The organism is Melioribacter sp., from assembly GCF_049325435.1.
Taxonomy (GTDB): Bacteria; Bacteroidota; Ignavibacteria; order Ignavibacteriales; family Melioribacteraceae; genus Melioribacter; species Melioribacter roseus.
In genome coordinates, this window is the sequence record NZ_JBMOLD010000002.1 from 222,588 (window position 1) to 249,296 (window position 26,709).

General features: G+C 42.7%; 19 protein-coding genes and 1 other RNA gene. 13 read left to right on the forward strand and 7 right to left on the reverse strand.

The annotated features are described in order from the left end of the window. The first annotated feature begins 124 nt into the window (after nucleotides 1–124). The 3 genes from ACOYVE_RS02575 to ACOYVE_RS02585 all read left to right on the forward strand — a co-directional run bounded on the left by ACOYVE_RS02575 (nucleotide 125) and on the right by ACOYVE_RS02585 (nucleotide 5,827). Nucleotides 125–3,355 (forward strand): type ISP restriction/modification enzyme, encoded by a 3,231-nt coding sequence (locus tag ACOYVE_RS02575; protein WP_422880680.1) that lies wholly within the window; start codon nucleotides 125–127, stop codon nucleotides 3,353–3,355. Between the two features lie 430 nt (nucleotides 3,356–3,785). Continuing rightward, nucleotides 3,786–4,499 carry a hypothetical protein gene (locus ACOYVE_RS02580; protein ID WP_014855428.1) on the forward strand — a complete coding sequence of 238 codons (714 nt, stop codon included), beginning with the start codon at nucleotides 3,786–3,788 and terminating at the stop codon, nucleotides 4,497–4,499. A gap of 104 nt (nucleotides 4,500–4,603) precedes the next feature. After that, the gene (locus ACOYVE_RS02585) at nucleotides 4,604–5,827 is read left to right on the forward strand and encodes a radical SAM protein (protein WP_422880681.1); all 1,224 of its coding nucleotides are present in this window, start codon (nucleotides 4,604–4,606) and stop codon (nucleotides 5,825–5,827) included. Here the strand turns inward: ACOYVE_RS02585 and ACOYVE_RS02590 are convergent. Further along, on the reverse strand, nucleotides 5,805–6,524 hold the full coding sequence (locus tag ACOYVE_RS02590) for a hypothetical protein (protein WP_422880682.1): 720 nt from the start codon (nucleotides 6,522–6,524) through the stop codon (nucleotides 5,805–5,807). The two genes, ACOYVE_RS02585 and ACOYVE_RS02590, sit on opposite strands and share 23 nt — an antisense overlap. Nucleotides 6,525–6,766: 242 nt before the next feature. Between ACOYVE_RS02590 and ACOYVE_RS02595 the strand changes: the two genes are divergently transcribed. The 6 genes from ACOYVE_RS02595 to ruvA all read left to right on the forward strand — a co-directional run bounded on the left by ACOYVE_RS02595 (nucleotide 6,767) and on the right by ruvA (nucleotide 12,063). Beyond that, on the forward strand, nucleotides 6,767–7,906 hold the full coding sequence (locus ACOYVE_RS02595; RefSeq protein WP_422880683.1) for an AI-2E family transporter: 1,140 nt from the start codon (nucleotides 6,767–6,769) through the stop codon (nucleotides 7,904–7,906). A gap of 141 nt (nucleotides 7,907–8,047) precedes the next feature. Next, nucleotides 8,048–8,460: RNase P RNA component class A (rnpB, locus tag ACOYVE_RS02600), an RNA gene on the forward strand. Between the two features lie 21 nt (nucleotides 8,461–8,481). After that, nucleotides 8,482–10,206 (forward strand): single-stranded-DNA-specific exonuclease RecJ, encoded by a 1,725-nt coding sequence (gene recJ / locus ACOYVE_RS02605; protein ID WP_422880684.1) that lies wholly within the window; start codon nucleotides 8,482–8,484, stop codon nucleotides 10,204–10,206. 3 nt (nucleotides 10,207–10,209) lie between these two features. Next, nucleotides 10,210–10,941: a YebC/PmpR family DNA-binding transcriptional regulator gene (locus ACOYVE_RS02610; protein ID WP_014855423.1), complete on the forward strand. Its 732-nt coding sequence runs from the start codon at nucleotides 10,210–10,212 to the stop codon at nucleotides 10,939–10,941. Nucleotide 10,942: 1 nt separating this feature from the next. Next, complete coding sequence (ruvC, locus tag ACOYVE_RS02615) at nucleotides 10,943–11,485, forward strand: crossover junction endodeoxyribonuclease RuvC (RefSeq protein ID WP_014855422.1); 543 nt, start codon at nucleotides 10,943–10,945, stop codon at nucleotides 11,483–11,485. Further along, nucleotides 11,482–12,063, forward strand: a complete 582-nt coding sequence (ruvA, locus tag ACOYVE_RS02620; protein ID WP_422880685.1) for a Holliday junction branch migration protein RuvA — start codon at nucleotides 11,482–11,484, stop codon at nucleotides 12,061–12,063. Before ruvC ends, ruvA begins: the two co-directional genes overlap by 4 nt. A 7-nt stretch (nucleotides 12,064–12,070) precedes the next feature. On the opposite strand, the gene ACOYVE_RS02625 is transcribed toward ruvA, so the two are convergent. The 3 genes from ACOYVE_RS02625 to ACOYVE_RS02635 are packed head-to-tail and all read right to left on the reverse strand — an operon-like array spanning nucleotide 12,071 to nucleotide 13,528. After that, a complete protein-coding gene (locus ACOYVE_RS02625) occupies nucleotides 12,071–12,325 on the reverse strand; it encodes a zf-HC2 domain-containing protein (RefSeq protein ID WP_014855420.1) in 255 nt (84 codons plus the stop codon). Continuing rightward, nucleotides 12,312–12,881: an RNA polymerase sigma factor gene (locus ACOYVE_RS02630; protein ID WP_422880686.1), complete on the reverse strand. Its 570-nt coding sequence runs from the start codon at nucleotides 12,879–12,881 to the stop codon at nucleotides 12,312–12,314. The genes ACOYVE_RS02625 and ACOYVE_RS02630 overlap by 14 nt, the downstream gene beginning before the upstream one ends. 14 nt (nucleotides 12,882–12,895) lie before the next feature. Beyond that, complete coding sequence (locus ACOYVE_RS02635; RefSeq protein ID WP_422880687.1) at nucleotides 12,896–13,528, reverse strand: DNA-3-methyladenine glycosylase family protein; 633 nt, start codon at nucleotides 13,526–13,528, stop codon at nucleotides 12,896–12,898. Between the two features lie 18 nt (nucleotides 13,529–13,546). Between ACOYVE_RS02635 and ACOYVE_RS02640 the strand changes: the two genes are divergently transcribed. From ACOYVE_RS02640 to ACOYVE_RS02650, 3 genes are read left to right on the forward strand one after another with little or no spacing between them, the layout of a single operon-like run. Beyond that, on the forward strand, nucleotides 13,547–15,697 hold the full coding sequence (locus tag ACOYVE_RS02640) for an ATP-binding protein (protein WP_422880688.1): 2,151 nt from the start codon (nucleotides 13,547–13,549) through the stop codon (nucleotides 15,695–15,697). A gap of 5 nt (nucleotides 15,698–15,702) precedes the next feature. Continuing rightward, the gene (miaA, locus tag ACOYVE_RS02645; protein ID WP_422880689.1) at nucleotides 15,703–16,599 is read left to right on the forward strand and encodes a tRNA (adenosine(37)-N6)-dimethylallyltransferase MiaA; all 897 of its coding nucleotides are present in this window, start codon (nucleotides 15,703–15,705) and stop codon (nucleotides 16,597–16,599) included. Continuing rightward, nucleotides 16,592–17,953 carry a hypothetical protein gene (locus ACOYVE_RS02650; RefSeq protein WP_422880690.1) on the forward strand — a complete coding sequence of 454 codons (1,362 nt, stop codon included), beginning with the start codon at nucleotides 16,592–16,594 and terminating at the stop codon, nucleotides 17,951–17,953. The genes miaA and ACOYVE_RS02650 overlap by 8 nt, the downstream gene beginning before the upstream one ends. Nucleotides 17,954–18,002: 49 nt before the next feature. On the opposite strand, the gene ACOYVE_RS02655 is transcribed toward ACOYVE_RS02650, so the two are convergent. Then, on the reverse strand, nucleotides 18,003–21,188 hold the full coding sequence (locus ACOYVE_RS02655; RefSeq protein WP_422880691.1) for a S41 family peptidase: 3,186 nt from the start codon (nucleotides 21,186–21,188) through the stop codon (nucleotides 18,003–18,005). Between the two features lie 20 nt (nucleotides 21,189–21,208). Further along, the gene (locus ACOYVE_RS02660; protein WP_422880692.1) at nucleotides 21,209–22,549 is read right to left on the reverse strand and encodes a PhoH family protein; all 1,341 of its coding nucleotides are present in this window, start codon (nucleotides 22,547–22,549) and stop codon (nucleotides 21,209–21,211) included. A 104-nt stretch (nucleotides 22,550–22,653) separates the two neighbouring features. Here ACOYVE_RS02660 and ACOYVE_RS02665 point away from each other — a divergent pair, with 104 nt between their 5' ends. Next, nucleotides 22,654–24,018 (forward strand): NAD-dependent succinate-semialdehyde dehydrogenase, encoded by a 1,365-nt coding sequence (locus tag ACOYVE_RS02665; RefSeq protein WP_422880693.1) that lies wholly within the window; start codon nucleotides 22,654–22,656, stop codon nucleotides 24,016–24,018. A 54-nt stretch (nucleotides 24,019–24,072) separates the two neighbouring features. On the opposite strand, the gene alaS is transcribed toward ACOYVE_RS02665, so the two are convergent. Then, the gene (gene alaS, locus ACOYVE_RS02670) at nucleotides 24,073–26,688 is read right to left on the reverse strand and encodes an alanine--tRNA ligase (protein ID WP_422880694.1); all 2,616 of its coding nucleotides are present in this window, start codon (nucleotides 26,686–26,688) and stop codon (nucleotides 24,073–24,075) included. Nucleotides 26,689–26,709: the final 21 nt, after the last annotated feature.

Here is a 26,709-nt window from a genome sequence, read left to right on the forward strand (position 1 = left end):
AGGGCAAAGAGGCATCCTAAAACGAATGATTTTATTTGTTGCGTTAAATGTAATTGGCAAATCATTTTTGAGATAAACGTAAGTATTAAAATCACAGATTCAGTATTAATTCAGGATTCGGTTAGTGAAAAGTCTTCTCGAAGAATATCTTAAAAATCTAACAAAATCCTTAGATAAGGGAGACGCCAGGGAAGAAAGCTATTATAAGCATCTCGAAAATCTAATAATACAGTTCGCTTCGCTTAAAGAAATTAAGAATGTCGATGTTACAATTCTCCCCAAAAAAACAGAGGCGGGTAATCCCGATTTTAGGATTTGGGACGGTAAAAATCATATTACCGGTTACATTGAAGCCAAAGAGCCTTCGGTTACAAATCTTGATTACATTGAGGATACTGAACAACTGAGGCGATATCTTTCTACGTTTCCCAACGTAATATTGACAAATTTTTACGAGTTTAGATTATACAGGGACGGCGAACGCATTAAGCAAGCGATGATAGGCCGTCCTGTAATTGCAAAAAAACTTAAAACGGCTCCGCCGGTTGAACAGGTAAAAGATTTTGAAGAACTATTGGAATTATTCTTTTCTTATTCTTTGCCTAAAGTTCAATCAGCGCAAACTCTTGCTGTGGAATTAGCAAAGCGCACCCGTTTTCTGAGAGATGAAATTATTTCCTTGGAAATGGAGGAATCCGGCGCAGAGAAGGGAAAAAAAGAGCAGAATAAAATTGCGGGTTTTTATGAAGCTTTTAAAAAATATCTGATAGCGTCTTTAACGGAAAAACAATTTGCTGATTTATACGCGCAAACTATTACATACGGTCTTTTTGCGGCAAGAACGAGAGCCTCGGATGAATTTAACCGCAAACTTGCATTTGATTATATTCCGCATACAATAGGAATACTCCGGGACGTCTTCCGTTTTATCTCGCTTGAAGACCCGCCAAAATCGCTCGAAATAATAGTTGACGATATTTCGGAAATTCTTAACGTTGCCGACGTATACAAAATTTTGAGAGAATATCACGGCAAAGGCAAAGATCCGCTAATACATTTTTATGAAACTTTTCTGGCTACTTACGATCCCGAAGTAAGAGAACGCCGGGGAGTTTATTATACGCCCGAACCGGTTGTAAACTATATTGTACGCGCAGTCCACTCGATTCTAAAAAGCAGGTTTCAACTAAACGACGGACTTGCAAGCGAAGAAGTAAAACTGCTTGACCCAGCCGGCGGCACTCTCACCTTTCCAGCAGAAGCCATACGTATTGCTGTCGATGAATTTAAAGCGAAATACGGCCACGGCGGTTTGCACCGCTGGATTAAAAAACACATTCTTGCCAATTTTCATGCCTTTGAACTGATGATGGCGCCTTATGCCATAGGTCATTTAAAGATAGGATTTATCTTTGAAGAACTTGGTTACAAAATGACCGATGATGAGCGCTTTAAGCTCTACCTGACCAATGCGCTGGAAATGGAAGAGATTGAGCAAATTGCCATTCCCGGACTATCCTCATTGAGTGAAGAAAGCCATCTGGCGGGCAAGGTGAAAAAAGAACATCCGGTACTGGTTATTCTGGGCAATCCGCCCTATAGCGGCATATCTGCAAATCCAAGTGAATTAAAATTGAATATAAAAAAAGGAAGAAAATATATTTCCAATTATTTTTGGAACGAACGAGAAAATTGTGTCGGAAGGAGATTTTTAATAGCAAAAAAGGACATTACTGTTAATCAGAAGACCTTTGTTGGTGATATATTAATGGATTATTATTTTGTCGACGGCGAGCCACTTGGCGAAAAGAATCCAAAATGGCTGCAGGACGATTATGTTAAATTCCTGCGCTTCGCCCAGTGGAAAATCCAGACATCCGGTTACGGCATCGTGGGCATGATTACCAATCACAGTTATCTGGACAATCCCACATTCCGCGGTATGCGCCAGAGTTTGATGAAAACTTTTGATGAGATTTACATACTCGACTTGCACGGCAACAGCCTGAAAAAGGAAACAGCGCCGGATGGCAGAAAAGATGAAAATGTGTTTGATATCCGCCAGGGCGTGGCAATTGCTCTGTTTATTAGAAACAAGAATCCTAAAGAACCAAAGGTCTATCATGCTGATTTATACGGCTTGCGGGAAGAAAAATACAATTGGCTTGAAAATACTAAGTTCAAGAAAGAAAACTATATAAAAATCGAGCCCCAAAGCCCTTATTATTTCTTTGTAAGAAGGAATACTGAAAAAATCAAAGAATATTTGAATTGGAAACAAATCAACGAGATTTTCCCTGTGAACAGCGTTGGGATTGTCACTTCACGTGATAATTTTGTTATAGCTTTTGATAAAAGAGAGTTAAAGAACAGGATAATGCAATTTCAGAACCTTTCTCAACCTGATGAAATAATTTTACAAGCATATGATTTAAAAGAAAATTCAAACTGGAAAATTAAGATAGCAAGGCAGGAGATATCTAAAGTCTCGGACCTAAATGAATATTGCAAAGAGATATTATATCGCCCATTTGATGAAAGATATATTTTTTATCATCAGGCATTAATCGAGAGAATGCGTCCCGAAGTCATGCGCCACATGCTGGAAGAGAATATTGGATTGATCACGGTAAGACAGGTTGCGGAAGGTGTTTTTAATCATTCTTTTATTACTGAAAACATTGTTGAAAGTAGAATAACATTAAGCAATAAAGGAATCGGTTATTTATTTCCATTATATCTTTATCCCGACAAAAACAAAAAAGACCTGTTCAACCAGCACCAAACTGAAAAAGAACCCAATATTCCGGCTGAAATCTTTGACAAGTTGCAGTCGGTTTACGGGCAAAAGCCCACACCGGAAGAGATTCTTTATTACATCTATGCCGTGTTTTACAGTAATATCTACCGCGAAACCTACGCCGAGTTTTTAAAAGTTGATTTTCCGCGCGTGCCCTTTACTACGGAATATAAGTTATTTAAATCGATGTCAAAATTAGGCAACGAGCTCGCCGATTTACATCTCTTAAAAAGCAAAACGCTGGATAAACCGATAGCTAAATATCAGGGAAGCGGATCAAACGATAAAATCGAAAAGGTTATTTACAAAGAGGAAGAACAACGTATTTATATAAACGACGAAAAATATTTCGAAGGCGTCGATCCGGAAGTCTGGAATTACCAGATAGGAGGCTACCAGGTTTTGAGTAAATATCTGAAAGACAGAAAAGGCAGAATAATGGACGACGCCCCGCGTTACTGCCGTATTGTCACTGCATTGAGCCGTACTATCAAATTACAAAAAGAAATAGACGAAATTTATACCGATATAGAAAAGAAGGAGAAAATAATTTAACGCGTATTACTAATCTTTCGCCTCGGCTTGATTGACATTAAAATATATTTTATGTTTGACTTCAATAAGAGAAGGCAAAATTAAAGGGCGTTATATTCGATACAAATAATAAATCCGGTTACGGCAAAACGGGATGTTTAAAAATAATTCATAAGAGAAAATTCGGGTTAACGCTCGGAGCGGTTTCCGCGCTGCTTTTGATTGCAAATCATTATTCGAATACCGAATGGCTTGACATGCTTTGCGGTTTCGTCGCCGGTGTTTTTACCGGAGCGGCGATAGGAAGCAAATTCTGGACGGGCAAAACTAAGTAACTCGAAATCAATAAATTTATTACCGGGCGCCTGGCATTCTTGCAATTAGAAAATAAACTAACCGCTCCGAATCCCGACATGACGAATTTTTTCCTTAGTCCATTAAACGGAAAGTTATGAAGCAGCATGATCAGGTAATTGAAGTAATGAGAAAAAACGGCGGCTATGCAACGTTGGGCTTCCTATATCAAAATGTCGACGTTTCGAATTGGGCTACTAAAACTCCGTATGCGTCGATACGCAGAATTGTTCAGGACGGCAGATTCTTTTTTAAAATAAGACCCGGTTTATGGGCTTTAAAAGAATGTCAGTCAGACGTATTAAACAAATTCAAACTGGAAGAATCTTCATCGGGAAACGCCGATTTTAATCATTCGTATTACCAGGGGCTGCTGCTCGAAATAGGAAATTTGAAAGGCTTCAAAACATACGTCCCTCCGCAGGATAAAAATAAAAAGTTCTTAAATACAAAACTGGGCGACATTGCGGCGTACGACAGAATATTAAATTTCTCTTATCCCGAAATTGTCAGAAGAGCCGGAACTGTCGACGTTATTTGGTTTAATTCCAGAAAACTTCCGCATTCTTTTTTCGAAGTGGAACATTCGACCGATATTCAAAACTCTTTGCTAAAATTCGCGGACCTTCAGGATTTCAATGCCGGATTTTACATCGTCGCTGCAAATGAAAGGAAAAAAGAATTCGAAGCGAAAATCGGATACTCGGCTTTCAAAGAAATTAAAGAGAGAGTCGAGTTTCTGGATTATGAATCCGTTTCCCGGATTCATTCGAAATCTTTTGAGCTGGCTGCGCTCGGTTCGCAATTATGAAGTAGGGAAAATAGTTTGCTTTTGATTTATTCTTAATCGGCGTTAGCGCTGTTCTTCGGGTATAACGAAATAGATATTGTCAAATATAAATACGGGGGTAAAAAATGAACGGTCAGGAAGTAAATCACAGGGAATTATACCGGCTGCCGTGGAATCTGGCGGACAACGCAATATCGTGGCTTGAACCGACGGCATTGTGCAATCTAGCGTGCGACGGTTGTTATCGCGATAACGAAAAAGATTCTCACAAAACGCTCGACGAAATCAAACGCGAGCTCGACGTATTCCAGTCAAAAAGAAATTCGGATTGCATTTCGATCGCCGGAGGCGACCCGCTGCTTCATCCCCGGATTGTGGAAATCGTAGCCGAAATAAAAAAGAGAGGCTTGAAACCGATACTCAATACAAACGGCGCGGCGCTCGATAAATCTTTATTAAAGGATTTGAAAAAAGCAGGCGTTTTCGGATTTACTTTTCACGTGGACAGTAAGCAGGGCAGAGGCGGAAAATGGAAAGGAAAAAATGAAATTGAACTGAACGAATTGAGATACGAATACGCGCGCATGTTAGCCGACGAGGGCGGCATCGCCTGCTCGTTCAATTCGACTGTTTACGAGGACACGCTTCAATATCTGCCCGAAATGATTAAGTGGGCGGAAGAAAATATCGACATCGTACATACAATGGTTTTCATAGCCTTCAGGCACGTAGTACCGAATTTGCCGTTCGATTGGTATGCCGGCGGACAAAAAATCGACTGGCAAGCGATTGCATACCATTCGGACAACGAACGCAAGGTCGATATCCTTTCGACCGATATGGTCGCCGAAGCGCGGAAAATCTATCCCGAATTCAGTCCTTCCGCATATCTCAACGGAACCGAAAAAGTCGATTCTTTCAAATGGCTGTTGACCGAACGCTTCGGCTCGAAAGGGAAAATTTACGGCTATGCCGGCGCTAAGTTTATGGAAATGGTGATGACTTTCCATCATCTTCTGAAAGGAACGTATCTTTCTTATGCTTCGCCGGGTCTGGCGTCGATGGGACGCTCGACAATGCTGATAAGTTTTCTTTTCGACAGGGGAGTGCGTAAAGCTTTTGCCAATTATCTCAAGAATCCGTTGAATATTTTCCGCAAAGTGCACATGCAGACAATCCTCTTCATTCAACCGGTCGATTTTATGCAGGACGGACGTCAGAGCATGTGCGACGGCTGCCCCGATATTACGGTTTGGAACGGAGACCTCGTCTGGTCGTGCCGCCTCGAGGAACAAAAGCAATTCGGAATGTTTCTCCGTTCTGTGCCTAAGCGGCAAGGAAACGAATAAATTTCCGTTTTGCCACGGGCAGCACGGTTTCGTTGAACGGAAAATCCACGTCCGTATCCAGATTGTACGTAGCCGGATTCGGCAAATCGGGATACTTCTTGATCAGTTCGAGTTTGATTGCTTCCGGCGGCACTACCGTCGCTTCTTCTTTGAAAGCTTCCAAAAAATTTGTCTTAAGCGACTGGAACGGCACATTTGAATTGACGACTTTTGCCATCGAAAATTTATAAATATAGAGCATCCGTTCCCGGTTGTCCCTTACGAAAAAATAACCCTCGTCTTTGTATATCGGAAGCAGCCCGATTTCTTTGATTTCGATATTATTTTCAACAAAGTCGTAAACGGCGGCTCCTTCCTCGAGAGTTTCTTTTATTTTAGGAAGAGCCCGTTCGATAAATGAAAATACTCGCGATATCTTTTCCTCGCTAAGATTTTCTTCCGTGTATTCGTATATCAACTGCTGATTTTCCAGATCGATGCCCGTAATCTTTTTCGAACGGAGTTTGTTGAATTCTTCTTTGCTGTTGATTAACTGATGCAGCTGGTTGCTCACTTCCACAATTTCGCCGAAGAACGGATAGAGCCTGTATTTGTGAAATTCTTCTTTATAATTTTTAAGAGCCGCCAGCAATTTATATTCCGCCAATTCGGCGTCGTCTGCGGATGTAATGAATATGTTTAAGTCCAGGTGTTCCATAAAACCTCCACCGGATAAAATTAATTTCTGATTTATTATCGTAAGATATGACTTTGGGATTAGCTTGTTTTCATAAGGGTAACAATTTTTCTCACTATAAATCCAACTTCGCTTATAACGATAATAAATTATTTTTTATTTGTCAGTGCAAAAATTCGTCATAAAATTTTTGTTAAGCGGGTCGCACCGTTCGTATAGTTAAAGAAGAATTCATTATATTTTGGCAGTTGATAAGGGCAGGTATGAAGAAAAAAAACGTCGATCCGGTAGTTACCTTTTTTATCTCCGTAGTGGGTCTTGTCGTAATATTTATGGTGCTCAAAGAACTGCGCCATATCTTCATTCCGTTTGTCATTTCATATTTCCTTTATTTCGTATTCGAGCCGATGAACGGATTTCTAAAGCAAAAGAAGATTCCTCTACCCGTTACGATAATGTTGAATATTATAATCACGCTTGCGCTCTTCGGCGGAGTGGTTCAGATAATTGTTGGACGTTTTGTTCGTTTCGGCGAAGCTTTGCCCGTTTATCAGGAAAAGATAGCTCGTTTGTTTCAGGAAGGGATGCATTCGATCGGAATGAACGATACGATGATGCGCGAATTTATGAAGACGATTCAAAACATAAATTACGGCTCCATCGTCGGAGGCTTGTTCTCGTCGACTCTCGACATATTTGTGAGTATTTTTCTCATTCTCTTCTTTTTCATTTTCATCAGCAGCGGTCACGAAAAAATATTCGAAGCCATAAGAATTCGTTACGTGGAAAAAAACGTCAAGTCGACGGTCAAGAAACTTAAAAAGGAATTGAAGGAAAAAAGTCTCAAAGAAGGATTGAAGGCGAAATCGCTGGACGACCAGCTTGCCACTATGACCATTCAAAGAGAAATGAAATTGAAAAAGACTTTCAAAGACATTACGAGCCAGGTGCAAAAATATATCATAACGAAATTTCTTATTAGCCTGACGCTCGGCGTTCTTGTGGGGCTTGTATTATGGCTTTACGGAGTGGAGTTTTATGTGGTATGGGCGACGCTTGCATTTCTGCTGAATTTTATTCCCAATATCGGCTCGATAATTGCCGTAATACTTCCGGCGTTAATGACGCTTATACAATTCGAATCTTTCGGTTATATGGTGCTGGTTACAGCCACATTGATTCTGGTTCAAAACATACTCGGCAATATAGTCGAACCGATGGCTTTCGGCGACCGTTTGGGATTAAATCCGCTCGTAATTTTAATTTCCCTTATGCTCTGGGGATATATCTGGGGAATAGTGGGAATGTTCCTTTCGGTGCCGTTGACGGCGGTAATCAAAATCATCATATCGAATTCGAGCTCCAAAAACATGCGTTTTATAGCCAATTTGATGAGCAATTAAATCCCTTCTGAGGAACTTTTTTTCGCATCCGGCTGTAATTGAAAAGCCCTGATTTTGGTAGTGCGGAGCGGCTTGAAATTTATTATATTTGTCTCAATTGAAAAGTAATGTATAAATAAAAAGAGCAGAAGAAGAGCAGATGAATCGTGTTGGGCAGTTGCCCCGATATGTAAGGGGAGGAAAGTCCGAACTCCGCAGAACAAGGTGCCGGGTAACGCCCGGGGTTCCGGTTAAACCGGAACACGGATAGTGCCACAGAAAACAGACCGCCCTGACTTTAGTTGGGGTAAGGGTGAAAAGGTGAGGTAAGAGCTCACCGCTTCGGCAGTAATGCAGGAGGTCCCGTTACGGGATCCCGCCTCCGGCGGGACAAGGTAAACCCCACCTGGAGCAAGGTCAAGCAGAAGGTCTTCCCGTTTTGACGGGAAAAGGTTGTTCGCCTTTAGCGCCTTCGGGTAGACCGCTGGAACCCGGTAGTAATGCCGGGTCTAGATAAATAACTGCCGTCCGCCTCAGGCGGATTACAGAATTCGGCTTACAGACACGATTCATCTGTTCCCTCTTCTGAATAGAACATGAAATCTAGACGCTGGAAATTAAAAGATTTACCCGATGAAAAATCGATTCTGGCGCTGGCAGACAGCCTGAATATTTCGAATGCTTTAGCCGTCCTCCTGATTCAAAGAGGAATTACAAACTTTTTTGAAGCCAAGACGTATTTCCGTCCCTCGCTTGCCTCGCTCCACGATCCGTTTATGATGGACGGTATGCAGCAAGCCACGCAGCGGGTTATCGAGGCAATTACGGGAAATCAGAAGATCTGCATCTATGGCGATTACGACGTAGACGGCACCTGCTCGGCGGCTCTGATGTATCTGTTCCTTAAAGAATTGGGCGCCGATGTAATGACTTATATTCCCAACCGTCTTACTGAAGGTTACGGCATATCGAATCAAAGCATCGATTACCTGAACAATCAGGGAGTAAATCTAATTATTTCCGTCGATTGCGGAATTACCGCCGTCGACGAAATCGAACACGCCAAATCCCATAATATTGAAACCATCGTATGCGACCATCATCAGCCGAAGGAACAATTGCCCGATGCTTATGCTGTCCTGGATCCCTTAAAACCGGGAGATACGTATCCTTTCAAGAGTCTTTCCGGGGCGGGCGTTGCATTTAAATTGGCTACGGCAATCGGCGACAGAATCGGCAAAAAAGAAATGGCGTACAAGTATCTCGATCTGGTTGCGCTTGCCAGCGCGGCCGATATTGTTCCTCTGGTCGACGAAAACAGAATCCTTGTCCGGGAAGGTCTCGAGATTATTAATAAAAATCCCAGACCGGGCATCGAAGCTCTGATTCGCTCGGCAAGAATGGAACCGGGTAATTTATCCGCAGGACAAATTGTTTTTACGATTGCCCCGAGAATCAATGCAGTCGGTCGACTAGGCGACGCTCATCGCGCGGTCGAATTATTTACAACTAACGATCCCGGCAAAGCAAGTCAACTGGCAAGAATACTCGAAGAAGAAAATTCGAAAAGAAGAGAAATCGACGAAGCGACTTTCAGCCATGCCGTCAGTATTGTAGAAAAACAGATTGACCTGAACGCCGACATTGGAATCGTATTGCACAATCCCGAATGGCATCCGGGCGTTATAGGCATAGTGGCGTCGCGCCTGGTTGAAAAATTTTACCGTCCCGCCATAATGCTGACCACAGTCGACGGCATTGCCAAAGGCTCGGCGCGGAGCATTCCGGGATTCAATATTTACGAAGCGCTTCAAAGCTGCGAAGACCTTTTGCTTCAATTCGGCGGGCACGAAGCGGCGGCTGGACTTGCAATCGAAATCGATAAACTCGACGAATTCAAAAAACGCTTTAACGACATCCTCGGCAAATCGATGAACGAAGAGGATATACGGCCGGAAATTACGATCGATTTCAAACTTTCATTTTCCGAGATATCGCCGAAGTTTTTGCGAATCCTGCGTCAGTTTGCCCCGTTCGGTCCGGGCAATATGCGTCCGGTCTTTTTGAGCGAAAACGTCAGTCTGGTCTATCCTCCGAAAGTTGTCGGCATGAATCACATCGTAACTTCTTTCAAACAAAACGGCAACGACAAAGTCTTCGACGCAATCGGATTCAATCTCGGTTATTATGCCGATTATATTGATAAAGACCGGGATTTAGTGGATATTGTGTATACGATTGAAACAATTAATAAAGACGGTAAGGAATTTCCGCAAATACGCATAAAGGATTTGAAAATCAAAAATAATATAAAGGAGTAATTTATGTCCGGACATTCAAAATGGGCTACTATCAAAAGAAAAAAAGCCGCATTAGATGCCAAGAGAGGTAAATTATTTACTAAACTGATTAAAGAGATAACAATTGCAGCCCGTCAGGGCGGAGGCGATCCGGAAGGCAATCCGCGACTCAGACTGGCGATCGACAACGCAAAAGCCGCTAACATGCCAGCCGACAATATAGAACGCGCAATTAAAAAAGCCACGGGCGAACTCGAAGGCGCCACTTATTACGAAGTGGTTTACGAAGGTTACGGTCCCGGCGGCATTGCAATTCTCGTAGAAGCAGCTACGGATAATAAAAACAGAACCGTTGCCGAAGTCCGTCATATCTTTTCTAAAAACGGCGGCAGTCTCGGCGAATCGAATTCGGTCGCATGGATGTTCGAAAGAAAAGGCATTATTACAGTTAAACGCGACGGCATGTCGGAAGACGAAATGATGGAAATTATTATCGACGCGGGCGCAGACGACTTGCAGACCGAAGAGGATTTCTTTGAAGTAGTGACAACGCTCGAATCGTTCGAACCGGTAAGACGCGCTTTGGTAGATAAAGGCTTGCAGGTAGAAAACGCATCTTTGCAATGGATTGCCAAAAATCAGGTTGCCGTTAAAGGCGAAGAGGCTGAAAAAGTGATGAAATTAATCGAGTCGCTCGAGGACAACGACGACGTTCAAAACGTCTTTACGAATGCAGATTTTGTAGAAGAACAATAAAATGAGAATCTTAGGTGTTGATCCCGGCACTCTCGTAACGGGTTTCGGGATCATCGATTTTAAAGACAACGAAATTTCCTACATCGCATCGGGTGTTATACGCATTCCCGCAGTAAACGACTTTTCTGTAAGACTCAAAAAAATTCACGACGATTTAACCGCTGTAATTAAAAAATATAAACCGGACGAGTTCGCTCTCGAAACGGCATTTTACGGAAAGAACGTTCAATCGGCGCTTAAAATCGGTTATGCAAGAGGCGTTTCGTTATTGACTGCGGCGCAGAACAATCTGACTGTCCGGGAATACTCGCCGAGGGAAGTCAAAAAAGCCGTCTGCGGAAAAGGCTCTTCATCGAAACAGCAAATCCAATTCATGATTTCGAAAATCTGCGCCATAAAAACATCGGATTTGAAATACGACGAAACGGACGCATTGGCGGTTGCCGTTTGTCATGCATTTAAATTCAAATCCCCGTCTTCAAATTCGAAAAGCAGCAACTGGAAAGAATTTATCGAAAAAAATCCCGACAGGGTAGTGTCATGATCGGATATTTAAGAGGAAAAATCCTTTCTGTCAAACCGACCCGTTTGATACTCGACGTAAACGGAGTCGGTTACAAACTGAACATCTCAATTGCCACTTACGAAAAAATAAGTGACAGTAAAGAAGCGGAGTTGCATACATATCTTGTCGTTAAAGACGACGCGCTCGATTTGTACGGTTTTTATAACGAGGAAGAAAAAGAGATGTTCGAGTTGCTCATCGGCGTAAGCGGAGTCGGACCAAAGACGGCTCTCGGTATTTTATCCGGAATAAGAGCGGGAGAGATTAAACGAGCGATAATTACGGGCGACGTTTCGAAGATTGTGTCGGCGCCGGGAATCGGCAGGAAAACCGCAGAAAGATTGATTCTCGAATTAAAAGACAAAATTAAAACTGTAGGCGAACCGGAACAAGCTGCGGGTTTAAGCGACATTTCAGGCGACGCAATTGCCGCGCTGGTTAATCTGGGCTACAATCAGAAGACGGCTGAAAAAGCGGTAAGAGCTGCTCTGGATAAAAATCCCTCGATTGCGCTCGAGGACTTAATCAAAGAAGCGTTGAGCGGAATGATGAGATAAATCCTCTTTATTCTGTTTCCTCAATGCAATCGCTTAACCCGAGGAAGTCGATTAATCTGTTGTGAGCCTCTTCGGGTAAATCCACGTTGTATTTTCTGTAAAATTGAATTGTAGACTCAATGTTCTGGAAATAGCTCTGGCAGTTTTCGCAATTTTCCAGATGAGTTTTGATTTCGATGCATCGGGGAGAATCCAGGTCTTCCCCGAGATTATCGCAAATGTGATACATTACGTCTTTGCATGAAATTTTATTTGAGTTCATGTGCGAATCTCTCGTTTAATTCGTTTCTTAAAAATGCGCGCGCTCGGTGCAGTCTCGATTTGACTGCCGGCACGCTCAAATCGAGTATCTTTGCAGTTTCTTCGGTCGATAAACCTTCCACATCCCTGAGCATAAAAACCACTCTGTATTCCGGCGCGAGCTTTTGAATCGATTCGTCGAGTATCATTTTCAGCTCGTTATTTTCGGTTACTTTATCGGGCGTCACTTTCCATTCGGCTATCTCTTTTTCGTCGATATAAGTTTCGTCGTCGTCGAAAGAAGAAAAGCCGTATCTATTTTCGGAACGAGCGAGCATAAGACAATGATTCGCTACAACGCGGTAGAGCCAGGTGGAAAGTTTCGACTGTCCCGAAAACTGTCGCAAATTTTTTACCATGCTTAAAAATGTTTCCTGCATAGTATGCTCGGCCCTTTCGCGGTTTCGGCACAGTTTGAATGAAAAATTATAAACAGTCTGTTCATACATTTTAACCAGTTCCGCCAGCGCTTTTCTGTCGCCGTTTTGAGCCGCTACGATTAATTGCTGTTCGTTCATTTGGTATGATGCCGTTACTTTAAAATAGTTTCGAAATTAGTGTCGAGGCTTTTCCACAGGTAGAGCGAAGCGATTGTGGAAAAGGGCGACCATCCGTTCTTTTTTGCCAGTCTTTTGATTTCTTCGCCCGAAGGCAAATTTTTAAGTCCGTAATTTAACATTATCGCCTTTCTAATGCCAAGATCGTCAACGGGCAACACATCGGGTCTGCCGAGAGTGAAGATTAAGAACATCTGCGCCGTCCATACGCCGACTCCTTTGACTTTTGTCAGCTCTTCAATAATTTCTTCGTCTCTCTTTTTCGAAAAATTTTTGAGTTTGACTTCGCCTTCTTTTACTTTTAAGGCGAGGTCTTTAACGTATTTAACTTTTGCATTGGAAAGTCCTAACGAGCGGAGCGTTTCGTCTTTTGCCGAAAGGATGGAATCCGGATCCGGAGAATTATCGAAATAAGCCAAAAATTTCCTGTTAATCGAATCGGCCGCTTTAAGTGATAATTGCTGCCCGATTATTGCTCTTAAAAGAGCAATAAAGTATTTTTTGTGTGTCTTTAGATTGCAAATCCCGTTGTTTTTTATTAATGTTGAAAGCACCTTATCGTTCCTGCTAAGATGTGCAAGCGCTCTTTCAATTTCAATTATTTTCATAACGATTCAGACAATTTTATGGAAAATCAATTAATAAGCAGATTAAGTAAGAATAAGTTACTGAAAAATGCCGATATATCTAAAATCGATCCGGAGAAAATAAAAGGAAAGCTTTTCACCGTCAACGAAGGCGAGTATGTTTATAAGGAAGGCGAACCGGCGGATTCGGTTTACCTGATTATTTCCGGAAAAGTCAACCTGATTAAGAAAAAACTTCTCGGCAAATCGAAAGCCTATCTTTTTGAAGAAAACGATTTCTTCGGGCAGGATGAAATCCTGGAAGGAACTTCCAGAACCACAATTGCCGTTGCGTTGTCCGATTCGTATCTGATAGCTCTTTCTAAAGATGAAATCGAGTATCTTCTTCAAATCGACGAAAACGTTAAGAATAATTTGACCGAACAGCCTGAGGAGGAAGAAACGGCAAGCAAAGCGACTTTCGAAGAGGAAAGTTCGGACGCAGAAAATTCCTCGAAAACAGAGGAATTTTTCATGCCGATTGACGACAAACAATTTCCCGGCAATAAAGAAAGAACAAACGATCTTACATCGATCGATTTCCCCGATGAAAAAATCGAAACAAAAGAAGAGGAAAAGAAGGAAGACGATTTTGATTTCGATCTTCTGCTCGACGAAGACGGAATTCCAAAACCCGAATCCGAACTGCCGGATAACGAAGAGTTCGCAAAAGAAAATCTCGATGAGACAATTTTCGATTTACTGACCGGACACGATGAAACTTTGGAGAACGAAGCGGAAGCCGAAGGCGCAAAAGACGAAGAATTTATTCCCGATGTAATTGCAACTTCCGACGGCGCTGCCGATGAAAAAGAAGAAAATAAAGTTGAGCGTAATGCAGATGAATTTGAAAACAGCGGAGAGGAATTTATACGAGACGGGCAACCCGACTTTGAAGTACCGGAACCGGAAAATACGAATGAGGGCAATAATAATACTCATGAAGAGAGTTCAATAGAAGAGGAAAATAAAATGGACATTGCTCAACTGAAAAAAATTATCAAAGCAGCCGAACTGGTTAATTCCACCGTTAAAATAGACGAAGTGCTTAAAAATATCGTTGAAGCCGCCACGGATATAGCCGAAGCCGACAGAGGAACTCTCTATTTGATCGACAAAGAAAAAAACGAACTCTGGTCGTTGATCGCAATGGGAAAAGAGATTAAAGAAATAAGGCTTAAGATCGGCGAAGGGATGGCGGGGTATGTGGCTAAAACCGGAGAAATACTTAACATCAAAGACGTCTCCAAAGATATCCGCTACAGGTCGGATTTCGACAAAGCCAGCGGATATGAAACCAAAAACGCTCTGACTTTTCCCATCAAAAACAGAGAAGGCGAAATTATCGGCGTGCTTCAACTGCTCAACAGCAAGCACGGCGAATTTTCGAAAGACGACGAAGAAATTCTCAACGCTATGTCGATTCACGCTGCAATAGCTTTGCAAAATGCCGAAATGGTAGAAAGACTTCTGAAAGTCGAAAGGGTTCAATCGCTCGGCAAAATGGCTAATTTCCTGATCCAGGATATTAAAAAACCGATATTGGTTAGCAAGCGTTATGCCGAGCATTTGAGGAATAAAGACCTGACTCCGGACAATATTCAAATAATCGATATGCTGCTCGAGCAATTAAACCACGTGGCGGACCTGGTTCAAACCACGTCGAGTTACTCGGAAGGCAAGGCAATTCTACGCACGATAAATATCAGTTTGAACAAAACATTGAATGACTATGCTTCGCGAATCGGCACGTATGTGGAATCGAGAAATTGCAGCATTAAAAATGAATTCGACAAAGATGTAACGGTAAAAATTGACGTTAAAGAATTTTATCAATGTTATACTCATATCATTAAAAACGCCTGCGACGCCATGCCCGACGGCGGCACAATCGAAGTGATGACAAAAAAAGACGAAAAAAGCGGCGTAGTAAAAATTTTAATTCGCGATTACGGTTTGGGTATTGCCGACAGTCTGAAAGAAAAAATATTCGAACCGTTTTTTACGCAGGGCAAAAAAGAAGGCGCCGGGCTGGGACTTTCGATAACCAAACAGATAGTGGAAGCGCACAACGGAAAAATTGAAGTCGAAAGCTCGCTCGGCGAAGGCACTACGGTGATTATTACCATACCGTATGTTTCCGGTATGTGAACGGCATGAGATATAATTTGATTACCATTTTGGGACCCACTGCGGCGGGCAAAACACGACTCGCAGCGCATTTGGCGTATCGGTTCAACGGCGAAATAATTTCGGCGGATTCGCGCCAGGTATACCGCGGCTTGAACATCGGCGCCGGCAAAGACCTCGACGATTATATTGTAAACGGAAAGCAAATCAAATATCATTTGATCGACGTAGTCGAACCGACCGAAGAATTTAATCTCTATTCCTTCAATCGAATGTTTTATCGGGTTTACGAAGAGATTGTTCGAAACAATAAAATTCCTTTCCTCGCCGGAGGAACGGCGCTCTATATCCATTCTATTTTGAAAGGATACAAACTCGGCAAAGCCGATTTCTCCAGATACGAAGAACTGAATAAACTTACCGACGAAGAGCTCAAAAGTCTCCTGCTGAAAGTAAGTCCGAAACTTCACAACACAACCGATTTGTCAAACCGCGACAGGATGATAAAAGCCATTATTGTAAAAAACGCGGAGGAAGAACCCGCCGCAATAAAAATCGACTCGCTCGTTATCGGTATTCAATATGAAAGAAACGAAATTAAAAAACGAATAACCGAACGCCTCAAGAAAAGATTAAAAGAAGGAATGATTGAAGAGGCGAAAGAATTGATTAAGTCGGGATTGACGTACGAAAAACTCGAATTCTTCGGTCTTGAATACAAGTATCTATCGCTCTATCTTAAAGGCGAGTTGAATTATAACGACATGTTCCAAAAGTTAAACAGCGCCATTCACAATTTCGCCAAGCGGCAAATGACATGGTACCGGAAAATGGAAAGGGAGGGAATCGAAATTTTTTGGCTCGACGGCGCCGACGTTGAAAAAGCAACGGAGATAATAAAAGAATATTACTTCAATGAATAACTTGCCTGAATTCATTAAAAAGTATAAACAACTCGACCTGAGCAGGTCGATATTTACGCGCGACGAAAAAAAGTACGACAGCATTGCGGTTGTGCCTGCAATCGACGAATACGATAATTTGATTGTCCTCTTGAATTCGCTCGCCGAACTCGAAAAAAAGTATCTTGACGATACATTGTTTCTCTTCGTAATAAACAATTCCGATAAAGCCGGCGAAGGCGTCAAAGAAAATAACCGCCGCAGTCTTGAAATGATTAATAATCTTATCCGCAATAAAATTACGGATACGCGTTTAAATCCGGGAATTATCGAATCCGGATTGAATTTAGGAACCGTAGACGCGTCTACTTCCGGAAACGAACTGCCGGATAAACACGCCGGAGTCGGATATGCGCGAAAAACGGGAATGGACCTGGCGCTTACAAAATTCGATTATTCGAACGACAAAAAGAAAATAATAATTTGCCTGGACGCCGACTGCACGGTGGATAATAATTATTTGACCGAGATAGTGGAAAGTTTTAATAAAAGAAATCTTAACGCGGCTTATGTCGACTACGAACATACTCTGCCTTCGGATGAAATCGAAAAGAGCGCCGCTATAACTTACGAAATATTTCTAAGGTATTATACGCTGATGCTTAAATATACGAACTCGCCCTACGCCTATCAGACCATCGGCTCGACAATGGTTTGTACAGCCGAGTTTTACTGCAAAGCGGGCGGTATGAACAAAAAGAAGGCGGGAGAAGATTTTTACTTTCTCGAAAAATTAAGAAAACAGACGGATATTAAGTTGATTTCGGGCGCGAAAGTAAGACCGGCGGGAAGAATTTCATGGCGGGTTCCGTTCGGCACGGGCAGAAGCATAAACGAATTTTGCAACAGCGTTAAAGAAAAAGGCAACGCCGAATCGGAGTTGTCCGTTTATAATCCGTCGATATTCTTATTACTCAAAAAGTGGCACGCTGTCTATTATCGTCATGATTACTACGAGAACGGCCGGGAGATATTGAATAGCGCCGTCTCTGTGCATGAAGGCATTGAGAAATTTCTTGTGGAACAGGGATTTCCAATCGCCTGGGAAAGAATTAATGAAAATGCGGCAAGTCCTGATCAGATAATGAAACAGAAATTTTTGTGGTTTGACGCTTTCAGGACCATGAAGCTGATACATTATCTGAGAGATAATTATTTCCCTAATGTCAATTTGTTCGATGCGGTTGATAGAATGTTCGAATTGTACGATATAAAGCCCGGTATTGCAAGGAAAGGAAATATTCCCGGTATCGAAGAACAGATGAAATATCTCGACTATATAAGAAAATTGTATGTAAAGATTATGGAATCTTAAAAAAGCGAGTAAGCCCTTTATTTAAAGAAGGGCTTACTCTGAATACATATCAGTTCTTTTTGTCGTCGATTTGATCGAGTAAAACCTCGACCGCTTTTTTGAGTTGAGGATCGTCGCCTTTTTCAAGCCAGTCGGGGGGATTCTCGACTATAATATCAGGGATTGCGGGACCCAGTTCCTGATTCTTATCGGTTGCCTTTACAAACCAACCGCGGAATGGGAGCCTTACATAAGACCCGTCTATTAATGTTCTTGCGCCGGTCGATATTACCGAGCCGTTAGTGGGATAGCCGACTAGAGTTCCGATTCCAAGATTTTTATACGCATGTGAAAATATTTCCGCATTCGAATAACTGCCTTCGTTGCACAAAGCGACAGAAGGCTTCAGCCAGGCAGCAAATACAAGGCGTTCGCCAATCGGGTAGTAATCTCGGAATTTTTTCTTTTCTTTTTCCAGATGTTTTGCCGCGCCGCGCGGGATTGTATAAGCGTGCTGTTTATAATTGAGAATTGTCATTAACAAGTCGGTTGTAAATCCGCCTCCGTTGTAACGTACGTCGATTACCAAGCCTTCCTTTCCGTATCCCGCCGCAGTAAGCTCTCTTTCGAAAACTTCCAGACTCGGAATGTTCATCCCCTGAATGTGTATGTAACCCAACCGCCCGTTCGAATACCGTTCGGTCAATTTCTTTCTGCTGTCGACCCATTCTTTATAAAGCAAATCCCTTAAAGATTTGACGGGACGGATAATTATTTCTCTGGTTTTGTCCGCATTATCTTTTACGGTCAGCAGTACCTTTTCGTCTGCGGTTTTATTGAAGTATTTGTAAAAGTTAGTTTTTGCGTCGACTTTAATTCCGTTGACGGCGGTAATAATATCGCCTTCGTAAAGTTTGCTTTCGTTCTTATCGGCGGGCGAGCCTGCTATAACGTGTTTGACAAGCATGCCGTCTTCGACCGGGAATAATTCGGCTCCGAGCAAACCGGTTTCGTCTTCCTGAGTCTCGGCGATATCTCGATTGCGAAATCCCATGTGACTTGAATTTAATTCTCCCAGCATCAAATTAAACATATCCCTGAAATCGTAATTGGTAGAAGCGGCAAGGCAAAGGTCTTTGTATTTATTTTTTAGAGCGCGCCAATTTTTCCCGTGAAAGTCGGGATCGTAGAAATTATCTCTCAAAGCCCGCCATGCTTCTTCAAAAATTTGTTCTTTTTCACCCGGGTAATCGATAAACATTTCCGATTTGAACGGAAGGCTTTCGTTTTTAGATGATTTGAGTTCTATACGACCCAGAGTTCCGTCTTTCTTGCCGTAGTACAGATACTTATAGTTGTTATCAAGTTTAAGCGCATACGGGTTAATTCCTGAATTGGTCAGTTCTTTGATATCCTTTCCGTTCCATTTGATTGAATAAATATCCCGTCCTTTAGAAGACGTGTTTTCTGCTGTGTAATAAAATGTTTTGCCGTCGGCTGAAATAACAACGTCGTCTTCATCGCCCGGAAAGTCGGTTACGTGCACAAGCCGTTCGTGTATGTTTTCAAAATCTATTTTAATGTCTGAATTGCTCTTTTTGTTTTTGCTCGAGTCTTCCTCTTCTTCCCAATCCTCTTGCGTTTTTTCCCAATCCGATTTTTTCAGCCATACAAACCAAACGTCGTCGTCTCTGTTGTGGCGTTCGGAAATAAACGCCAGTATAGAGCCGTCTTTGCTCCAATGCGGGCTAAAGTCGGAGCGAGGATGCATACTTACATTTACCGCAGGCGAGGAATTATCCGCGGCTTGAATAAAAACTTCTTCATTGAAATACAAATCGTCCATCGAGTAAGCCAGCCAATTATCGTCGGGACTCCAACAGACGCCGTGAGGCTTAGCCCACCCGTCATGCAATGTAATTCGGTCGTTCAGTTTTCCGTCGCCGTCAATTGAAGCCGTAATCAACTTTTTCTTTTCGCCTTCAAGAATGTAGGCGATCTTATTTTGTTTGTTGGAAATCACCGGTTCGGCTTCGTCTTCTTTTGTGTTTGTCAAACGTATTATTTTGCGTTTGAGCGTTTTGAATAAATCGGATTCATTCGGGTCGGACGACTTGATTAAATACAATTCGAAGTTATTATCTTCGCGGTCGGATGTAAATATCAACGCAGTGTCGCTGAGCCAGGCGAGTCCTTTGTCGTTAAAAGGAGAATTCGAAAGGTTGACCGATTTGCTGTCTTCTTTGTTATTCTCTTTCAGAAAGATTTCTCCTCTTACAACATAAGCCATTAATTTGCCGTTAGGCGATACGGCGTATTCGGTTGCGTCTTTCGAAAAAGTTTTGAACACGACGGGGTCGTATCTGTAATCGGCGGCAATTTCAATATCGACTTCCCGGAAGTCGTTTGTTTTTGTATCGAGCAGGTATATCGATTTATTTTGCTCGAAGACAATGAAATTACCGTCGCCCGAAATATTAAAATGCCTTATTGAATGATCTTTGAAATTCGTTATCTTCTCCGGCTGTGACGATTGACTGCCGTTTTCGTCGAGCGTGATTTTGTAAATGTTATATTGTCCCGATTCGGAGCTTAGAAAATAAAGGGTGTTGTCGTCTTTCCATCTGGGTTGTATGTCGTTTGTTTCGAAGAGTTTAAGTTTGGTATACTTATCGTTATCGAAGTTGTAAATCCAGATTTCGCGATTAGACGGACCTCTGTATTCGAGACGTTCGACCGGATTAATATCTGCCCGAACAAAAGCGAGCAGTTTGCCGTTCGGGGACAATGAAGGTTCGTAACCTTGAGCGCCTAAAATTCTTTTCTCCGTTCCGCCGTCTTTCGATATGATATAAATTTCCGGAGGGCGTTCGATTTTTCGGAATTCTCGGTATGTGTTGAATAAAATTTTCCCGTCTTTGGTAAAAGATGAAATATTATCGTTAGCCGAATGATATGTCAATCGTTCCGGTTCGCCGCCTGTCGATGGGATAATAAAAATATCGTCGTTGCCGTAACGTTCGCCGGAAAAAGATATAAATTTGCCGTCGGGGCTGAAAACCGGATGGCTTTCGTAACCTTCGTGAACGGTTAAACGTATTGCCTGACCGCCGGCAGACGGCGCCGTCCAGATATCGCCCTGATAAGAAAATGCGATTAATGAACCGTCGTCGTTTAATGACGGGAAACGTAAAAGCTTATCCTGAGCGTTTAAAATAGCCGACGCCAGAATAAACAGAAAGATTATTCTTTTCATTTGTCCTCCGTAAATTTTTCTTAGAGCAGATTGCTTGCCAATTCGGCGAGTAAAGAGCGTTCTCCTTTTTCAAGATTTATGTGCGCGTATAATTTCTGACCTTTAAAATGTTCTATCAAATAAGAAAGTCCGTTCGACTGCGCGTCGAGGTAAGGGTGGTCGATCTGATAGATATCGCCGGTCAGAACAATCTTTGCCCCTTCGCCCGCTCGGGTAATAATGGTTTTGATTTCATGAGGAGTAAGGTTTTGCGCTTCGTCTACGATGAAATAGATGCGTTGTAAACTTCGTCCGCGTATATAACTCAAAGGTTCTATAACCAATTTCTCTTCTTTGAGCATATTGTTGATCGCCTGATAATTTTTGTCTGTCTCGCTGAATTGATCCTGAACTACTTTAAGATTGTCCCAGAGCGGCTGCATATAAGGAGCCAGTTTGCTTTCGACGTCGCCCGGCAAAAAACCGATATCTTTATTGCTCAAAGGAACGACCGGACGGGCCACGTAAATTTGTCTGTAATCCCTTCTTGCCTGCAGGGCGCTTGCCAGAGCCAGTAAAGTTTTTCCGGTGCCCGCTTTACCCGTCAATGTAACGAGCGGAATATCTTTATTGATAAGCGCATTGACCGCAAAAGTTTGTTCGGCGTTCCGCGGCTTTATCCCGTAGACTGTTTCTTTTTCGATTCGATGAAAAGCTTCCATACCGGAATCGAGGTATGCCAAAATCGAACGGGTCGTATTTCTCAATATGAAGTATTTATTCGGCGCGGCGTCAATTTTATATTTTTTTATGATTTTTCCGGCGGGCACTTCATAAGGCGGCTGATAAAGTTTTTGAAGGATGCCGTCGTCGAAGTTATCTATGGTTTCTTTGCCGCTGTAGAGTTCTTCTACGTTCGGAATCCGGTCGGTCGTGTAATCTTCGGCGGGAATACCGAGCGCTTTGGCTTTCATTCTCAGATTTACATCTTTGGTTACGAGAATTACTTTGCGTTTCCCGTCGAATTTTTGTTTGGCTTCGTAAGCCGCGCTCAATACTCGATGGTCTACGTTGTCTTCCCTGAATACTTCCTGTATTTCTTTTGCAAGACCTTTTGTGATTACGATTCGTATCTTACCCTTGCCTTTCCCGAGCGAAATGCCGCCGTTGAAAATATCGTTGCCAGTAATCGAATCGAGCGTGCGCGCGAATTCTCTGGCGTTTAAGTTAATTACCTGATTGCCGCGCTTAAAATGGTCGAGCTCTTCAATGACAACAAGCGGAATTATTATGTCGTTTTCCTCAAAATGATTGATGCAGGTAGGATCGTGCAGGATAACGTTTGTGTCGAGTACAAAAGTCTTGGGATTTTTCTTTTTCATAAAAGAACAAAATTATTTTTTGTTTTCGATATTATATGTAATTTCTTTTCGAACATACGAAATTTTTGACGCAAAAACGAAAAATATTTTACCGGAGGTAAGTCATGCCGCTCAAATCGGTTAATCCAGCTACCGGAAAATTAATTAAAGAATTTTCGGAAATGAGCAAGAAAGAAGTCGAAGAAATAATATCGTCCGCCGATGCGGCATTCCGTCGATGGAAAGAATACGATCCGGAACATCGGTGTGAATTAATGAAAAAAGCCGGCAGCCAATTGTTGAAAGAAAAGGAAAAGTACGCGGAGACAATTACAAATGAAATGGGCAAACCGATAGTTCAATCGGTAGCCGAAGTAGAGAAGTGCGCGTGGGTCTGCGATTACTACGCGGAAAACGCCGCAAATTTTCTGGCGGACGAAATAATCGAAACGGATGCAACCGAGAGCTATGTGTCTTTCGAACCGCTCGGAGTAATCCTTGCCGTTATGCCGTGGAATTTCCCGTTCTGGCAGGTTTTCCGGTTCGCCGCGCCGGCATTGACGGCGGGCAACGGAGCTGTTTTAAAACATGCGTCGAATGTGTCGATGTGCGCTTTGGCTATCGAAGAGGTTTTTGTTAAAGCTGGCTTTCCCGAAAATCTTTTCCGAACCTTGCTAGTCGCTTCTTCTGCGGTAAAGAATATAATCCATAATGATTTGATTAAAGCCGCCACTTTTACGGGCAGCGAATTCGCAGGAAGCATGGTCGCTTCGGAATGCGGAAGCAAGTTAAAAAAGACTGTTCTTGAACTCGGCGGCAGCGATCCTTTCATCGTATTAAGAGACGCCGATGTTGCCGAAGCCGCTTCGGTGGGAGTAAAAGCCAGAATAATTAATAACGGTCAAAGTTGCATCGCCGCAAAAAGATTTATAGTCGCCGAAGAAATTTACGACGAATTTATGGAGCTCTTTATCAAGAACATGAAGGGCTTAAAAGTCGGTAATCCGATGGAAAATAATTGCGATTTGGGTCCGATAGCGAGAGAAGACTTGCTTGCGGAGCTTGAAATGCAAGTTAAGAAATCGATCGAGATGGGAGCGGCAATTATAACGGGCGGCAAGCGACTGAACAGAGAAGGTTTCTTTATGGAGCCGACAATTCTTGAAGGAGTAAAAAAAGGAATGCCCGCTTACGAAGAAGAGATTTTCGGACCTGTAGCTTCGGTCATAAAAATAAGAACCGTAGAGGAAGCGATTAGAATTGCAAACGACACTTCGTTCGGGCTGGGCGCCGCAATTTGGACAAAAGATATTGAAAAGGCAAAGTTATTGGCTCGTAAAATCGATTCCGGCTCGGTCTTTATAAACGGGATGGTCAAAAGCGATCCCCGGCTTCCTTTCGGAGGAATTAAAAAGTCGGGTTACGGCAGGGAACTGTCGCATTACGGAATGAAGGAATTCGTAAATATTAAAACTGTCTGGATAAAATAAAACCGGCGCTTTAAATCGATAAAACGCCGGCATTTAAAAAAGTTTGGCGCGCGTTTAAAGCATTTCCTTTAAGATGTTGTCGACTGCATTTAAAGCTTCGTCGATACGACCGACGTCCTTTCCGCCTGCCGTTGCAAGATGAGGTCTTCCGCCGCCCCCGCCGCCGACAACTTTGGCAACTTTCCCGACCAAATTTCCTGCGGAAAGTTTTTTCTCTTTGATCAGGTCGTCCGATACTACGCATACAATTCCAACTTTACCCTCGATATCGGAAATTAACAATCCTACGCCGCTCTTCATTTTCGACCGGAGTTCGTCGCCCATCGATTTCAAGTGGTCCATAGTGTCAACGGCTACTCTGCCTTTGAAAAGCTTAACGCCGTTAATATCCACGGGATTAGCCAATATGTTATCCAGAGCGGAAAGTTTTTCTTTCAGCTTTAAATCGGATAATTCTTTTTCGAGTTTCTTTTTCTCTTCCAGAAGATTATTGTAGAGTTCTTCCTGACGAGCTATTTTGAGTTCCTGTTCTTTAATGAATTTTTCGACTCCGGCTCCCGTTACGGCTTCGATTCTTCTGACTCCGCTGGCAATCGACGATTCGCTGATAATTTTGAATAGTCCGATTTGCGAACTGTTCTTTACATGCGTTCCGCCGCAGAATTCCATCGTATAATCGCCGAATTGAACCACGTTGACTTTTTCTCCGTACTTGTCGCCGAAAAACATTAAAGCGCCCATCTCTTTAGCCTGTTCGAACGGGATGTCCCTGTGATGAATCAGCGGTAAATTTTCTCTCAGCTTTTCATTAATGAGCGATTCGATTTGTTCGAGTTGCTGACGGCTCGGTTTTTCGAAATGACTGAAATCGAAACGGAGCCTGTCGGGACCGACATACGAGCCGGATTGTTGAACATGAGTTCCGAGGATTTCGCGCAAAGCTTTGTGCAGGAAATGAGTGGCGGAATGATTGCGCATTATGTCCCATCTTCGTTTTTCGTCTACCTGAACGGTTGCATTCATTCCCGGTTCTAACTTGAACTCGTCCGATTTATTTACAACGTGTACAATCATATTGTCGAGTTTAGCCACATTAACCACAGGTAATTTGATCCCGTCAATAATGATAAAACCGGTATCGCTGACCTGTCCTCCGGCTTCAACGTAGAAGGGCGATTTGTCGAGAACGAGGAGGATATTGTCGCCGTCTTCTTTTAATCCGATAATCTTAGCCTCCGACTTCAGCTCGTCGTATCCGGTGAATTGAGTAGGAGCTTTTTCGACAAACGTAAAATCTTCGATCGAATCGTTTTTCAGGCTTGTCGCGGTCGATTTATCGCGCGCGGATTTTCTGGCGCGCGCCTTTTGTTCCGCCATAAGCTTATTGAATCCGTCCTCGTCGATTGTAAAACCTTGTTCGCGCGCCATAACGTTTGTCAGGTCGACCGGGAATCCGAAAGTATCATATAGCTTAAAGACTTCGCTGCCGGGTATAACGGTCTTTTTTTCGCTCCGGAGCTTTTCGATAAGGGAATCGAAGAGTTCGAGTCCGCGGTCGAGCGTTACATTGAAACTTTCTTCTTCGGCTTTAATTATTCTTTCGATATTGTTTTGGTTCTCTTTTATTTCGGGAAAAACGTGCGAAAAATTTTTAACGACAGTATCGACTATCTTGAAAAGAAACGGCTCTTTCAAATTAAGTTTTCTGCCGTATCTGGAGGCTCTTCTCAAAATTCTTCTCAATACGTAACCGCGTCCGTCGTTGCCCGGTATGGCTCCGTCTGCAATCGCAAAAGTAAGCGTGCGAATGTGGTCGGCAATAACGCGCATGGCAATGTTGACGACTCCCTGTTCGGATTTGTCTTCAGCCGGCAATGCGTAGTCGTATTTATGTCCGCTTAAATTTTCAATTGCGGAAATGATAGGAGTGAAAATATCCGTATCGTAGTTCGACTTTTTACCCTGTAGCACCGCTGTAATACGTTCGAAGCCCATACCGGTGTCGACGTGTTTAGCGGGCAATTCATTCAATTTTCCGGTTTCGTCCCTGTGATACTGAATGAAAACGAGATTCCAGATTTCGATGCAGAGCGGGCTTCCGGCGTTAACCAGTTTTGGATTGTCGTAATCGTCGCTTAAATTAATATGGATTTCCGAGCACGGACCGCACGGACCGGTTTCTCCCATTTCCCAAAAATTATCTTTTTCGTCGAATTTCAAGATGTGGTTGGGATTAATATCCGTTTCGGATTTCCAGTATTGAAAAGCTTCGTCGTCAGTACGGTATACTGTAGCCCACAATCGCTCTTTGGGGAGTTTCCAGACTTCCGTTAATAATTCCCACGCCCAGGCAATCGCTTCCTTTTTATAATAGTCGCCGAAAGACCAGTTGCCGAGCATTTCGAAAAACGTATGGTGATACGTATCGCGTCCCACTTCCTCGAGGTCGTTGTGTTTGCCGGAAACGCGTATGCATTTTTGAGTGTCGGCGGCTCTTTTGTATTCTCTGCTTCCAGTACCGAGAAAAACATCTTTAAACTGATTCATCCCTGCGTTTGTAAAAAGGAGCGTCGGGTCGCCGTGCGGAATAACAGGCGCGCTCGGCACTATTTTATGCCCTCTTTCGGCAAAGAAATCGAGAAACTGTTGTCTTATCTGATTCGATGTCATAATATTCCGTTTTTTTAGGTG

What these genes read in the sequence shown, in the direction of transcription:
- ACOYVE_RS02580 (WP_014855428.1), top strand. Translation starts at nt 3,786, where the DNA reads ATGAAGCAGCATGATCAGGTAATTGAAGTAATGAGAAAAAACGGCGGC.
- ACOYVE_RS02585 (WP_422880681.1), top strand. Translation starts at nt 4,604, where the DNA reads ATGAACGGTCAGGAAGTAAATCACAGGGAATTATACCGGCTGCCGTGG.
- ACOYVE_RS02590 (WP_422880682.1), bottom strand. Translation starts at nt 6,524, where the DNA reads ATGGAACACCTGGACTTAAACATATTCATTACATCCGCAGACGACGCC.
- ACOYVE_RS02595 (WP_422880683.1), top strand. Translation starts at nt 6,767, where the DNA reads ATGAAGAAAAAAAACGTCGATCCGGTAGTTACCTTTTTTATCTCCGTA.
- recJ (WP_422880684.1), top strand. Translation starts at nt 8,482, where the DNA reads ATGAAATCTAGACGCTGGAAATTAAAAGATTTACCCGATGAAAAATCG.
- ACOYVE_RS02610 (WP_014855423.1), top strand. Translation starts at nt 10,210, where the DNA reads ATGTCCGGACATTCAAAATGGGCTACTATCAAAAGAAAAAAAGCCGCA.
- ruvC (WP_014855422.1), top strand. Translation starts at nt 10,943, where the DNA reads ATGAGAATCTTAGGTGTTGATCCCGGCACTCTCGTAACGGGTTTCGGG.
- ruvA (WP_422880685.1), top strand. Translation starts at nt 11,482, where the DNA reads ATGATCGGATATTTAAGAGGAAAAATCCTTTCTGTCAAACCGACCCGT.
- ACOYVE_RS02625 (WP_014855420.1), bottom strand. Translation starts at nt 12,325, where the DNA reads ATGAACTCAAATAAAATTTCATGCAAAGACGTAATGTATCACATTTGC.
- ACOYVE_RS02630 (WP_422880686.1), bottom strand. Translation starts at nt 12,881, where the DNA reads ATGAACGAACAGCAATTAATCGTAGCGGCTCAAAACGGCGACAGAAAA.
- ACOYVE_RS02635 (WP_422880687.1), bottom strand. Translation starts at nt 13,528, where the DNA reads ATGAAAATAATTGAAATTGAAAGAGCGCTTGCACATCTTAGCAGGAAC.
- ACOYVE_RS02640 (WP_422880688.1), top strand. Translation starts at nt 13,547, where the DNA reads ATGGAAAATCAATTAATAAGCAGATTAAGTAAGAATAAGTTACTGAAA.
- miaA (WP_422880689.1), top strand. Translation starts at nt 15,703, where the DNA reads ATGAGATATAATTTGATTACCATTTTGGGACCCACTGCGGCGGGCAAA.
- ACOYVE_RS02650 (WP_422880690.1), top strand. Translation starts at nt 16,592, where the DNA reads ATGAATAACTTGCCTGAATTCATTAAAAAGTATAAACAACTCGACCTG.
- ACOYVE_RS02655 (WP_422880691.1), bottom strand. Translation starts at nt 21,188, where the DNA reads ATGAAAAGAATAATCTTTCTGTTTATTCTGGCGTCGGCTATTTTAAAC.
- ACOYVE_RS02660 (WP_422880692.1), bottom strand. Translation starts at nt 22,549, where the DNA reads ATGAAAAAGAAAAATCCCAAGACTTTTGTACTCGACACAAACGTTATC.
- ACOYVE_RS02665 (WP_422880693.1), top strand. Translation starts at nt 22,654, where the DNA reads ATGCCGCTCAAATCGGTTAATCCAGCTACCGGAAAATTAATTAAAGAA.
- alaS (WP_422880694.1), bottom strand. Translation starts at nt 26,688, where the DNA reads ATGACATCGAATCAGATAAGACAACAGTTTCTCGATTTCTTTGCCGAA.